We start from the raw sequence: 12,490 nt of genomic DNA, 5'->3' as shown, positions 1-12,490 counted from the left end.
CGAAGATCCCGCGTGGGGGTGGCGCAAGAACGAGCGCATCGGTGCCTTCCGCACCACCCACACCTCTAGCCCCACCCCACTAAGGGGAGGGGGAAAGCCGTTGAGCTACTTCCTGTGCTTGGCCACCTGCGCCTTGGCGGCCTCCAGGACCTTCTCGGGAGTAAAGCCGAACTTGGTCTGGAGATCCTTGATCGGCGCCGAGGCGCCGAAGGTGTGCATGCCGATGATCGCGCCCTCGGAGCCGGCGTAGCGATCCCAGCCGATGACGCTGCCCTGCTCGACGGCGACCCGCGCCTTCACGGCGGGCGGCAGTACCGAGTCGCGGTAGGCCGCATCCTGCCGCTCGAACAGCTCCCAGGACGGCATCGACACCACCCGGGCCTTCACGCCCTCGGCCTTCAGCGCCTCGTAGGCGCCGACGCAGAGCTGCACCTCGGAGCCCGAGCCCAGCAGGATGACGTCGGGCGTGCCCTCGGAATCGGCCAGCACGTAGCCGCCCTTGGCGGTGCCTGAGGCCGCACCGTACTTGGTGCGGTCGAGGGTCGGCAGCGGCTGGCGCGACAGCGCGAGCACCGCCGGCTGGTTTCGCAGCGAGAAGATCACCCGATAGGCCTCGGCGACCTCGTTGGCGTCGGCCGGGCGCAGGGTCACGAGGCCAGGGATGCAGCGCAGCGACAGGAGCTGCTCCACCGGCTGGTGGGTCGGCCCGTCCTCGCCCACGCCGATCGAGTCGTGGGTGAAGATGTGGAAGACCGGCAGCTCCATGAGGGAGGCGAGCCGGATCGGCGGGCGCATGTAGTCGGCAAAGACCAGGAAGGTCGCGCCGTAGGCCCGCAGGCCGGAAAGGCCCAAGCCGTTCACGACCGAGCCCATGGCGTGCTCGCGGACGCCGAAATGCAGGTTGCGGCCACCCGGCGAGAACGGACCGAACGAGCCAGCGCCCTCGAAGGTCAGGTTCGACTTGTTGGACGGCGCCAGGTCCGCCGAGCCGCCGAGGAGGAACGGCACGTGCTGGGCGATCGCGTTGAGCACCTTGCCGGAGGATTCGCGGGTGGCGAGGCCCTTGGCGTCGGGTTCGAAGACCGGGATGTCCTTGTCCCAGCCCTCCGGCAGGCGGCCCTCCAGGAAGGCGTTCAGGTCCTCGGCGTGGTCGGCATCGGCCTCCTTGGCCTTGGCGAGCAGGCCCTGCCACGCGTCGTAGAGGCCGGCGCCGCGCTTGCCGATGCCGTTCCGGAAATTCTCCTGCACGCCGTCCGGCACGAGGAACTGCGCGTCCTCCGGCCAGCCGTAGGCGCGCTTGGCGCCCTTGACCTCGTCCTCGCCGAGGGCGTCGGAGTGGGCCTTGGAGGTGCCCTGCTTCTTGGGCGCGCCGTAGCCGATCACCGACTTGACGATGATCAGCGTCGGCCGGTCGTTGGTGGCCAGGAACGTCTCGATCGAGCCCGCCAGCGCGTGCACGTCGTTGGCGTCGGCGACGCGCAGCACCTGCCAGCCGTAGGCCAGGAACCGGGTCGCCACCTCCTCGCCGAAGGCGAGTTCCGTATGGCCCTCGATGGTGACGGTGTTGTCGTCGTAGATCCAGCAGAGGTTGGCGAGCCGCAGGTGGCCGGCGAGCGAGGCGGCCTCCGAGGCGACGCCCTCCATCAGGTCGCCGTCCGAGCAGACGGCGTAGACGTTGTAGTCGAACAGCGGTAGGTTCGGCCGGTTCAGGTGCTGGCCGAGGAAGCGGCTGCCCATCGCCATGCCCACCGAGTTGGCGACACCCTGGCCGAGCGGGCCGGTGGTGGTCTCGACGCCGGTGGTGAAGTGGTACTCCGGGTGGCCGGGCGTCCGGCTGTCGAGCTGGCGGAACTTCTTGATGTCCTCCAGCGCCACCGCCGGGCTGTTGCCGCCGTCGCTCTCGGCGACACTCGCGAGGTGCAGCAGCCCGTAGAGCAACATCGAGGCGTGGCCGCAGGACAGCACGAACCGGTCGCGGTTCGGCCAGTGCGGATGCGCCGGATCGTAGCGCAGGTAGCGGTTCCACAGAGTGTAGGCGACCGGCGCCAGAGCCATGGGCGCGCCCGCATGGCCGGAATTGGCCTTCTGCACCGCGTCGATCGCCAGCGTGCGGATCGTGTTGATGCTGAGCGTATCGATCTCAGCCAGGGCCGCCTTGGCGGGAGTGTCAGCACCGCTCATGATTTCACGTCTTCCAGTTCGCCTCGCGCATTCCGCTTCGCGGCTTCGCGCTGCCGCAGGACGGCGGGAGGAGCTCCGTTGGCCTTACCACCCTGCCGATCCGCCGGCCCTTCGCCGCGCGTATAGCTGAGGAGCGTGTTGACGAGCGCGACGTGGGTGAATGCCTGAGGGTAATTACCCACAAGGCGTTTGGCTTGCACGTCATATTCCTCGCTGACGAGACCCAGTTCGTTGCAGATGCCGATCAGGCGCTCGATGATCGCCCGCGCCTCGTCCCGCCGACCGAGGCCGATCAGGTTGTCGGCGTACCAGAAGGTGCAGGGCAGGAACGCACCCTCGTTGCCCGACAGGCCGTCGGTGGTCTGCCCCTCGGTCTCGTAGCGGAGGATGAAGCCGTCCCGCATCAAGCCCCGGCCGATCGCCTCCACGGTGCCGATCACCCGCGGATCGTGCTGCGGCAGGAACCCCGTATGGGCGATCAGCAGCAGGCTCGCGTCGAGCGCCTTCGATCCGTAGGACTGGACGAAGCTGTTGAGCTCGGGATCGAAGCCCTTCTCGCAGACTTCGGCGTGGATCTCGTCACGGACAGCGCGCCAACGCTGGGCATGTTCCTCGGTGGCGCCGGATTCGTGCATCTCGTGCATGCGCAGGGCCCGGTCGAAGGCCACCCAGGCCATCACCTTCGAGTGGGTGAAATGGCGCGGGCCACCGCGCACCTCCCAGATCCCCTCGTCGGGTTGGCGCCAGGCCTTCTCGAGATGGCCCAGGATCGCCAGACCGACCCGCAGCCCGTCCTTGCTGACCGGCAGACCGCGGGCATGGGCCTGATAGAGCGCGTCGAACAGCTCGCCGTAGACGTCGAGCTGGAATTGGCTGGCGGCCGCGTTTCCGATCCGCACGGGCTTCGAGTTCTCGTAGCCGGGCAGCCAGTCGAGCTCGATCTCGGGTAGCAACCGCTCGCCGCCGATGCCGTACAGGATGTGCGCCTGCTCGGGGTTTCCGGCCACCGCCCGCTGCAGCCAGTCGAGCCAGTTGCGGGCCTCGTCGATGTAGCCGCCGTCCATCAGGGCGATCAGCGTCAGCGTCGAGTCGCGCAGCCAGCAGAACCGGTAATCCCAGTTGCGCTCGCCGCCGAGGCCCTCGGGCAGGGAGGCGGTCGGCGCCGCCACGATGCCGCCGGTGGGCTCGTAGATCAGGGCCTTCAGCGTCAGCAGGGAGCGCTGCAGCATCCGGTCCCAGGCCGTTCCTCCGGCGCAGCGGCTGGACCACGTCCGCCAGTGCTGATCCGTCGCGTCGAGGGCCCGGCGCGGCTCGATCGCCACCGGGTCGTTCTCGTGGGACGGGCCGTAGCTCAGGACGAACCGGTGCTTCTCGCCGGCATGGACGGTGAACTCGGCGACCGTGGTCTGCGCCGCCGAGCCTTTCAGATGGACGTCGGTGCGCAGCACGACCTTGTGGGGTCCCGAGACGGCCCGCAGGTCCCCGAGTTCCGAGCGGGACACCCAGGGCACCGCCGAGCCGTAATCGAAGCGGACCGCCATCTCCATCCGCATGGCGACGCGCCCGTGCACGCCCTCGACGAGCCGGACGAGGTGCGATCCGTCGCCGATCGGCATGAAGTCGGTGACCAGAACCTCGCCCTGGCGGGTGACGTGCCGCGTCTCCAGCACGAGGCTCCCCGGGCGATAGGCCCACCGGGTCTCGACCTGTTCGGCTTCGGGGAAGATCTTCCAGAAGCCGTGCGCCTCGGTCCCGAGCAGGCTGGTGAACAGGGCCGCCGCGTCGAAGCGCGGCCAGCACAGCCAGTCGATGCTGCCCTGCCGGCTGACCAGCGCGGCGCTGCGGCAATCGCCGATCAGCGCGTAATCTTCGATGCGTGCAGCCATCCGGCCCTGGCTCCGGTCTGCGGACGTCTGCCCGAACCGTCCGCTGCAACGCACCTAGGACGGCGGATCGGGAGGTCCAGGGGAGCCGTGAACGGCCGGGCGCTACATCAGGACGGTGGCGCAGCTCAGTCCCAGGCCTGCTCAAGGCGCGTCGTGATGACGGGGAGGGCCGTCCGCGACCGCTGCTCGCTTCGACCGATTCGCGGAAGCCGTCCGCCGCTCAGCGGAGGCAGTCGGCCACCGCCAGGGAGACGGACCCTTTCACCGCGGCAGCACCGGTGCGCACGAGATCCGCGGCATCACCGACGACCCGCGCGGCAGGCGCCAGGGTCTCGGCCACTGTCGCGACGAACGGCAGGGCCGGCTCCGGGACCAAACCCTCCCCGCCCGGCTCCGCAGCCTCCGCGTGAGCGGCGGCGAACGGATCGACGGACCGTTGCGGGACCTCCGGGCACCGGCGGCCCGGGCAGGAGCGGCGGTTCGCGGCGAGACGCGGCGACAGCCGCGCCGGCGTTCCCGCATGAACTGCTGCGGCCTTCGCGGCCGAACCGTCGAGCGGGTAAGCCTCCGCGAAGGCCATCGAGGCCGGCAGACGACCGGGCACCGGGACGATTGCGGCCGTCCGCGCGAAATCCGTCGGAGAGGGAGCCGCCCTGGCGGGGGCGGCAATCGACTCGGTCGTGAGGGGATCGAGTTCCGACATCACCGCCTGAGAAACGGGCGGAGCCGGGTTCGACGACGGACAATAGAGCGAGGCCACGCCCAGAACGGCCACGACGGCCAGCGTCGGCAGGAACGGCATCGAGACACGGCCGGTGCCGGTTTCCGTCAGGGCGGGCTGATCTGGCCTGCGCATCCGAATCACCGATCTCCATGACCGCTTCACGAGCTCCAAGAGCGGCCAGCATTGCGGCGGAAGCTGGACCATTTCTTTTCGCGACGATTGCAGACCGTTGCGGCGCGGCAGGGCTTCCCCCAAGGCCGACGACTCGCGCTGTCGCTTTCGGACGCCGCAGACGGGCCCGGAGCCGGGCAATCCAGGATCGAGATCGTGCAGAGGCGTGGCGCCTCGGCGTGTCTGGATCCCGCGCTCCGCTGCGCAACTCCAGGATGACAGAGCTGATATCGCCTCAACCAGGTCTCCGATTCAGGACGGGATGCCTCTCCACGGGGCTTTCCGCCACCGCATCCGGAGGGCACAGAGCTTGCTTAGCTTGGGCAGCCCGGACCGGGCTGCCCCGCCCAGACGACCCGCCCCGAACCGGGCTCCAATGACCGAAACCAACCTCACCGTCGCCGTGATCGACCCGAGCCGCGCCCGCGCGGCGATCCTGGAGGAAGGACTGCGCGCGGCCGGCGTCGGACGCGTCGTTGTCATCCCCGACACCGCGGAGTTGCTGGAGCGCGTGACCGCGCTGAAGCCCGACGTCGTGGTGATCCATCTGGAGAGCCCGAGCCGGGACATCCTGGAGCAGATGTCGGGGGTGTCGCGGCAGGTCGAGCGGCCGGTGGCGATGTTCGTCGACCGCTCGGACACCACCATGATGCAGGCCGCCGTGGATGCGGGGATCTCGGCCTACGTGGTGGACGGGCTGCGGGCCGAACGGATCAAATCGATCCTCGACATCGCGATCCTGCGCTTCAACGCCTTCGCGCGGCTCCAGCGCGAACTCTCGGAAGCGCGGGGCGAACTCGCCGATCGCAAGCTGATCGAGCGGGCCAAGGGCATCCTGATGAACCTGAAGGGACTCAGCGAGGAGGAGGCGTACAAGCAGCTGCGCCGCAAGGCCATGAACGAGAAGCGCAAGATCGCCGACATCGCCCGGGCGATCGTCACCACGGCGGACCTGCTCGGATGAGGCTCCAGCTCGGCTACGTCCCGCTCTGCGACGCCGCACCCCTCATCGCCGCGCACGAGCTCGGCTTTGCCCGGGCCGAGGGGCTCGACCTCGACCTCACGGCCGAGCCGTCCTGGGCGACCCTGCGCGACCGGCTGGCGCTGGGGCACCTCGACGGCGCCCACATGCTGGCGCCGCTGGCGCTCGCCAGCCGACTCGCCCTGTCGGGGCCGCCCTCCGACCTGATCGTGCCGCTGCAGCTCAGCGTCAACGGCAACGCCATCACCCTGTCGCGCGGCCTCTGGGCGGCGATGGATCCGGCGAGCGAGGACCCGACGGACGTCGCCCGTGCCTTCACGCGGGCCGCGGAGGAGCGGGCCCGAGCCGGCCGGCCCCTCACGCTGGGCACCGTCCATCCGTTCTCGTGCCACAGCTACCAGCTGCGGCTGTTCGCCGAGGCCGGCGGGCTCGACCCGGCGACATTCCGCACCGTGGTCGTCCCGCCCCAATACAGCGTCGAAACCCTGGCGCGCGGCCTCGTCGACGGGTTCTGCGCCGGTGCTCCGTGGAACGACGTGGCGGTCGCGGCCGGGCACGGGCGCATCGCCGTGCAGGGCGGCGCGCTCGCGCCCGACGCCCCCGAGAAGGTCCTGGCCGTGTCGGAGCGGCTCGACGGTGCGATCCTGCCGCTGGTGCGGGCGGTGGCGCGCGCCGGCCGCTGGTGCGGCGATCCGGAGAACCGCGCCGAGCTGATCCACCGCCTCGCGCGCCGCGGCTATCTCGACCTCGACGCGGCTCTGTTGGGACGCGCTTTCGCGGGCGATCCCAACGCGCGATCGGAGCCCGGCCTGTTCCTGCGCTTCGGCGCCTCCGTCGAGGAGCCGCGCCTCGAAGACGCCGAGTGGCTGATGGCGCAGATGCGCGCCGCGCAGCAGGTCAGATCGGGCGTCCTCGAAGGGTCCGCCGCGACGGTTTACAGGCCCGACCTCTACCGGGCCGCGGCGTCGGATCTTTGAGGCCGGAGACAGACAAACAGGTTCGTCATTTTCGTGTGACGGCGGGCCCGCAAATGCTGGAACGTCGGGCGGAGTTGCCCGTTGTGTCTCCGCCATGCCCGGATGCCGCAAGCTCGATACTGGATCGTCGTCGTCGCATCCGCAAATGCGGGTCGAGCTTCGACGCTACGTCTGCCGGGGCGCCAAGCCGCCCCGAGCGGGTAACGACAACCGCCGTCCCGGTATCGGCCACGCGTGGTACTGGGTTCTGGCAGCTGGCGTGATGCCGACGCTGGGCCTGCTGGCGATGCTGTCCTCGCTGATCTGAAGCCGCCTGACCGGCCGGGCGATCTCTCACCCCAGTAGCGGGTGATGCGAGATTCGGCCCGTATAGTCTGGGCCGCCGTCAAGCCGCCAAGGCCTGTACTGGCAACGTGTGCGAGGGCGCCCGAGCCACGGCGGAGTCCGGGCCGTGACGCGCATCCCAAACCGCATCCCGAGCTCGTCGCCTGCCGATTGGGCCGCCGCGCGCCTGTTTTTTGTGCAGCGCATCGTGCAGAGCCGCGCCGCATCCATCCGCAGCAGTGATCGAATTTTTCCCCGTACCCTGAGGGGTTTGGCGGGGCTGATCCTGCTTGGCACGAAGCCTGCTTGCTTCTCGCTGTCCGTCAACGGCGACGGACAGCGCCGTCAGCGAGGCCGCTGATCCGGTTCTCCTGAGGCAGCCCCCTGCCGAGAGACGACCGGCAGCGGCTTTTTCGTGGCGGTCCGCCAACGATCCTGCATCCGAGGTTCCAACACGCGATCGAGCGATGGCGACATCTCCTACGCACACCCGCGTTCCTGATACGGGCGCCGAACCCGGTCCACCGCGCGAGAGGCTCGTCGTGGTCGGCAACGGCATGGCGTCCTTGCGCTTTCTGGAGCGCCTGACCGAGGGCTCCCCCGGCCGCTACGACGTGACCTGCATCGGCGCCGAGCCGACTGCCGCCTACAACCGGGTCCTGCTCTCCTCGCTGCTCGGAGGCGAGGTCGACGAGGCGGCCTGCGCGTTCCGCAACCTCGACTGGTACGCAGCTCACGGCATTCGCCTGATCACCGGCGCGCCGGTGACGCGGATCGACCGGGAGAGCGGGCTGGTGATCGTGGGCGAGACCCACGTCCTCCCGTTCGACAAGCTGGTGCTCGCAGTCGGATCCCTTCCCATCCGCCTGCCGAAGCCCGGCATGGACCTTCCCGGCGTCATCACCTTCCGCGACCTCGCCGACGTCGCGGCGATCCGGAAGGCCGCCGTCCAACACGCCCGCGCCATCGTCATCGGCGGCGGCTTGCTGGGCCTTGAGGCCGCGGTCGGGCTCGCGCGCCTCGGGGTCGACACGACCCTGCTCCACGTCATGGACCGGCTGATGGAGCGCCAGCTCGATCACCACGCCGCCGGGCTGGTGAAGCGCGCCATGGAGGCGCGCGGCGTGCGGGTCATCCTCAAGGCCGACACCGATCGGATCGAGGGGGATGGCCGCGTCGAGCGCCTCGTCCTGGCCGACGGTACCGTTCTCCCGGCCGATCTGGTGGTGATGTCCGTTGGCGTGCGCCCCTCGGTGGCGCTGGCGCAGGCGGCCGGGCTGACGATCGGTCGCGGCATCGCGGTCGACGACCGGATGACGACCTCGGATCCGCGCATCTTCGCGCTGGGCGAGTGTGCCGAGCACCGCGGCCAGATCTACGGCCTGGTCGAGCCCGCCTATGAGCACGCCGAGACGCTGGCCCGCCATCTCGCCGGTCATCCGGCCGAGTACCGGGGGACGGCTCTGTCCACGAGCCTGAAGGTGTCGGGCCTGCCGGTCTTCTCGGCCGGGATCGTGGATACGCCCGACGATGCCGAGGCGATCGTGCTCTCCGATCCCGGTGCCGGTCTCTACCGCAAACTGCTCGTGCGCGAGGGCCGGCTGATCGGCGCGGTATTCGTCGGCGACATCGCCGAGCAGGGCGCCTGCAAGGGCCTGATCCGCTCCGGCGATCCGATCGAGAGCGTGGACGACTTGATGTTCGGGCGCCCCGTGCCCGAGCCGCTCGCTGCTTGAGGAGGCGCGGATGTCCGAGACCACCACCCAGGGCGCCGCGGGCGCGTTCGAGGCCGAGCAGAAGCGCTACCTCGAAGGCTTCGCTTCCGGCATCGCCGCCGTCCGGCTGACCGGCGGCCTCACCACGGGCGGGGCCGGCGCGGCCGCACCGCCGGCCGAGCCCACCGGCCCGGACGCGATCCACATCAAGGCGCAGGACCGGACCGTCAAGGATGGCGGCAAGCTCTGCGAGCAGGAGAAGTGGAAGCGCGCCGAGAATCCGTTCGACGGCCACAACCGCCTGATCCAGGAGGCCGCCGCCGGTAAGCAGCCGAAGCCGGAGGACAATTTCCGCTGGCGCTACCACGGGATGTTCTGGGTCGCGCCGAACCAAGTCTCGTACATGTGCCGGATGCGGATCCCGAACGGGATCCTGCACCATTGGCAGTTCGCGGGCGTCGCCGACCTCGCCGACCAGCATGGCGGCGGCTACGTCCACGTGACGACCCGGGCGAACCTGCAGGTGCGCGAGATCAGCCCCGAGCACGCCCAGCCCTTCCTCGACGGGCTGACCGATATCGGGCTGACCGCCCAGGGCGCGGGGGCCGACAACATCCGCAACGTCACCGGCTCGTCCACCGCCGGCATCGACGCGCAGGAGCTCTTGGACACGCGCCCGCTCGCCAAGTCCTGGCACAACTGGATCCTGAACGACCGCTCGCTCTACGGCCTGCCGCGGAAGTTCAACGTCGCCTTCGACGGCAGCGGCGTGATGCCGACGCTCGAGGAGACCAACGACATCGGCTTCCAGGCCGTGGAGGTGCTGGACGGCGCCGCCGTGCCGCCGGGGATCTACATGCGCCTCGTCCTCGGCGGCATCTCGGGCCACCGCGACCTCGCCCGCGACACCGGCATCGTGCTGAAGCCCGAGCTGTGCAACGCCGTGGCGGATGCGATCATCCGGGTGTTCATCGAGAACGGCGACCGGACCAACCGCAACAAGAGCCGGATGAAGTACGTCCTCGACGCCTGGGGCTTCGACAAGTACCTCGCCGCCGTCGAGGACAAGCTCGGCCGCAAGCTCGACCGGGTCGCGCCGGAGCACGTCGCGCCGCGCAAGGCCACCGACCGCTTCGCCCATGTCGGCGTTCACGCCCAGAAGCAGCCGGGTCTCAATTGGATCGGCGTGGTCCTGCCGGTCGGCAAGATGACCAGCGATCAGGTGCGGGCGCTCGCCAAGATCGCGGCCGAGTGCGGCGACGGCCAGATCCGCCTCACCGTCTGGCAGAACTTCATCTTTTCGGGCGTGTCGGACGCCAAGGTGGCGGAAGTCGAAGCCCGCGTGGACGCGCTCGGCCTGACCACGAAGGCGGCGGGCATCCGCTCCGGCCTCGTGGCCTGCACCGGTGCCCGCGGCTGCAAGTTCGCGGCCTCCGACACCAAGGGTCACGCCCTGATCATCGCCGACCACATCGAGCAGGCGCTGCCGAACCTCGACGTGCCGGTGAACGTCCACCTCACCGGCTGCCACCACAGCTGCGCCCAGCACTACATCGGCGATATCGGTCTGATCGGCGCCAAGGTCGTCGTGTCGGAGGAGGGCGACACCGTCGAAGGCTACGACGTCGTGGTCGGCGGCGGCTTCGCCGAGAACCCGAAGATCGGCACCGAGATCTGGAAATCCGTCAAAGCCGAGGATGCGCCCTCCCGCGTCGAGGCGCTTCTGCGCGCCTACCTCGCCCTGCGACAGGGGCCTGAGGAAAGCTTCCAGGCCTTCACAAGCCGTACCGGCGCGGAGGCGCTCCGCGACGCCGCCGAGGACCAGCCCGCCCTGAAGGCCGCCGCATGACCCAGCACGTCTCGCCCCCCCTCGTCCTGATCCCCGAGACCGCGCCCTTCAACGAGGACCAGCGCGCCTGGCTCTCGGGCTACTTCGCGGCCTTGCTCGGGCCCTCCGTCGCGGGTGCCACGGCGCTGGCCCCCGGCGATGCACCCGCGACCGGCCCGAAGCTCGCCGACAACGACGATGCGCCCTGGCACGACCCCTCCGTGCCGATCGGCGACCGGATGGCGATGGCCAAGGACCGTCCCGAGCCGCAGAAGCTGATGGCCGCCATGGCCCAGCAGGATTGCGGCCAGTGCGGCTACAACTGCGCCGACTACGCCAACGCGATCTTCCTGAAGAACGAAGCGCGCCTGAACCTTTGCCAGCCCGGCGGCAAAGAGACCCTGCGCATGCTCAAGAAGCTGGACGAGGAGTTCGGCGCCGCCGGAGGCACCCCTGCCGCGCCAAACGCGGACGACGACGCCCCGAAGGCGGCCGATCTCGGTCCGCTGGGCTATTGCCGCGAGAACCCGGTCGAGGCGCTGTTCCTGTCCCGCCGCCGGCTCAACGATCCGGGCGGCGAGAAGGAGACGTGGCACATCGAGATCGGGCTGGACGGCACGCCGATCCAGTACGAGGTTGGCGACTCGCTTGGCCTTTTCCCCGCCAACGCCCCGGCGCTGGTGGACGCGGTGATCGCGGAGCTGGGCGCCCGCCCCGAGCGGGTGATCGGGGAAAAAACCCTGCGCGAGCACCTGCTGATCAACTACGCGCTCGGCGCGGCGCCCGACAACCTCTACCAGCTCCTATCGCTGCTCACCTCGGGCGCGGCGCGCAAGAAGGCGCAGGCGCTCGCCTCCGGCGAGGATCCGGACGGCGACGCCGCCTATCTCGACGTGCTCGGCGCGCTGCACAAGTTCCCCGGCGCGCGGCCCGACGCCGAGGTCTTCCTCGAGGCGCTCGATGAGCTGCAGCCGCGGCTCTACTCGATCTCGTCCTCGCCGAAGATGGATGTCGGCCGCGTGTCGCTGACCGTGGACGCGGTGCGCTATAACCACCGCTCGCGACTGCGGCTGGGCGTCGCCTCCACCCACCTGGGCGAGCGCCTGCCGGAGCAGACCAGGGTGAAGGTCTATCTCCAGAAGGCGCACGGCTTCGGGCTGCCGGCTGACCTGTCGAAGGACGTGATCATGTGCGGCCCCGGCACCGGCATCGCGCCGTTCCGGGCCTTCCTGCGCGAGCGCGCCGCCACGCAGGCGCCCGGCCGCAACTGGCTGTTCTACGGCCACCAGCGGCAGGCCAGCGACTTCTTCTACAAGGACGAGCTGACCAAGCTGAAGGACGACAAGGTGCTCACCCGCCTGTCCCTGGCCTGGTCCCGGGACGGCACGGAGAAGACCTACGTCCAGGACCGGATGCGCGAGAACGGCGCCGAGCTGTGGAAGTGGCTCGAGGGCGGCGCGCATTTCTACGTCTGCGGCGATGCCAAGCGCATGGCCAAGGACGTCGAGCGGGCGATCATCGACGTGGCGGCGCAGTTCGGCGGCAAGAGCCCGGAGGACGCGGTGGCGTATCTCGCGGCGCTCAAGAAAGCCGGCCGGTATCAGGCCGACGTGTACTGAACCGCGACGTGCTCTCCTTCCCCTTGTGGGGAGGAGCCGGAGGTGAGGGTGGCGCAGGATGGGGCTCGGGCGGTGCCTTCTGC

10 protein-coding genes are annotated in these 12,490 nt (G+C 69.8%); 7 read left to right on the top strand and 3 right to left on the bottom strand.

Annotated elements, in window-relative coordinates:
• Positions 1 to 105: 105 nt before the first annotated feature.
• From tkt to AC3WSN_RS12160, 3 genes are all read right to left on the bottom strand, one after another.
• The gene (gene tkt / locus AC3WSN_RS12170; protein WP_492538253.1) at positions 106 to 2,181 is read right to left on the bottom strand and encodes a transketolase; all 2,076 of its coding nucleotides are present in this window, start codon (positions 2,179 to 2,181) and stop codon (positions 106 to 108) included.
• The gene (locus AC3WSN_RS12165; RefSeq protein ID WP_192708934.1) at positions 2,178 to 4,067 is read right to left on the bottom strand and encodes a glycoside hydrolase family 15 protein; all 1,890 of its coding nucleotides are present in this window, start codon (positions 4,065 to 4,067) and stop codon (positions 2,178 to 2,180) included. The genes tkt and AC3WSN_RS12165 overlap by 4 nt, the downstream gene beginning before the upstream one ends.
• Positions 4,068 to 4,287: 220 nt before the next feature.
• Positions 4,288 to 4,923, bottom strand: a complete 636-nt coding sequence (locus AC3WSN_RS12160; RefSeq protein ID WP_492538251.1) for a hypothetical protein — start codon at positions 4,921 to 4,923, stop codon at positions 4,288 to 4,290.
• 415 nt (positions 4,924 to 5,338) lie between these two features.
• Between AC3WSN_RS12160 and AC3WSN_RS12155 the strand changes: the two genes are divergently transcribed.
• The 7 genes from AC3WSN_RS12155 to AC3WSN_RS12125 all read left to right on the top strand — a co-directional run bounded on the left by AC3WSN_RS12155 (position 5,339) and on the right by AC3WSN_RS12125 (position 12,407).
• Positions 5,339 to 5,926 (top strand): ANTAR domain-containing response regulator, encoded by a 588-nt coding sequence (locus AC3WSN_RS12155; protein ID WP_192708932.1) that lies wholly within the window; start codon positions 5,339 to 5,341, stop codon positions 5,924 to 5,926.
• Positions 5,923 to 6,921 carry a CmpA/NrtA family ABC transporter substrate-binding protein gene (locus AC3WSN_RS12150; RefSeq protein ID WP_492538249.1) on the top strand — a complete coding sequence of 333 codons (999 nt, stop codon included), beginning with the start codon at positions 5,923 to 5,925 and terminating at the stop codon, positions 6,919 to 6,921. The genes AC3WSN_RS12155 and AC3WSN_RS12150 overlap by 4 nt, the downstream gene beginning before the upstream one ends.
• A 145-nt stretch (positions 6,922 to 7,066) precedes the next feature.
• Complete coding sequence (locus tag AC3WSN_RS12145) at positions 7,067 to 7,228, top strand: hypothetical protein (protein ID WP_492538247.1); 162 nt, start codon at positions 7,067 to 7,069, stop codon at positions 7,226 to 7,228.
• Positions 7,229 to 7,372: 144 nt separating this feature from the next.
• Positions 7,373 to 7,606, top strand: a complete 234-nt coding sequence (locus AC3WSN_RS12140; RefSeq protein WP_492538245.1) for a hypothetical protein — start codon at positions 7,373 to 7,375, stop codon at positions 7,604 to 7,606.
• A 106-nt stretch (positions 7,607 to 7,712) separates the two neighbouring features.
• A complete protein-coding gene (locus AC3WSN_RS12135) occupies positions 7,713 to 8,981 on the top strand; it encodes an NAD(P)/FAD-dependent oxidoreductase (protein ID WP_492538243.1) in 1,269 nt (422 codons plus the stop codon).
• Between the two features lie 10 nt (positions 8,982 to 8,991).
• Positions 8,992 to 10,809 (top strand): NirA family protein, encoded by a 1,818-nt coding sequence (locus AC3WSN_RS12130; protein WP_492538241.1) that lies wholly within the window; start codon positions 8,992 to 8,994, stop codon positions 10,807 to 10,809.
• Positions 10,806 to 12,407 carry a sulfite reductase subunit alpha gene (locus tag AC3WSN_RS12125; RefSeq protein ID WP_492538239.1) on the top strand — a complete coding sequence of 534 codons (1,602 nt, stop codon included), beginning with the start codon at positions 10,806 to 10,808 and terminating at the stop codon, positions 12,405 to 12,407. The genes AC3WSN_RS12130 and AC3WSN_RS12125 overlap by 4 nt, the downstream gene beginning before the upstream one ends.
• Positions 12,408 to 12,490: the final 83 nt, after the last annotated feature.

This window comes from Methylobacterium sp. FW102-HT35C08, assembly GCF_058790235.1.
Note: the sequence above shows the minus strand (reverse complement) of the source record. Positions and strands in the feature narration are given on the sequence as shown.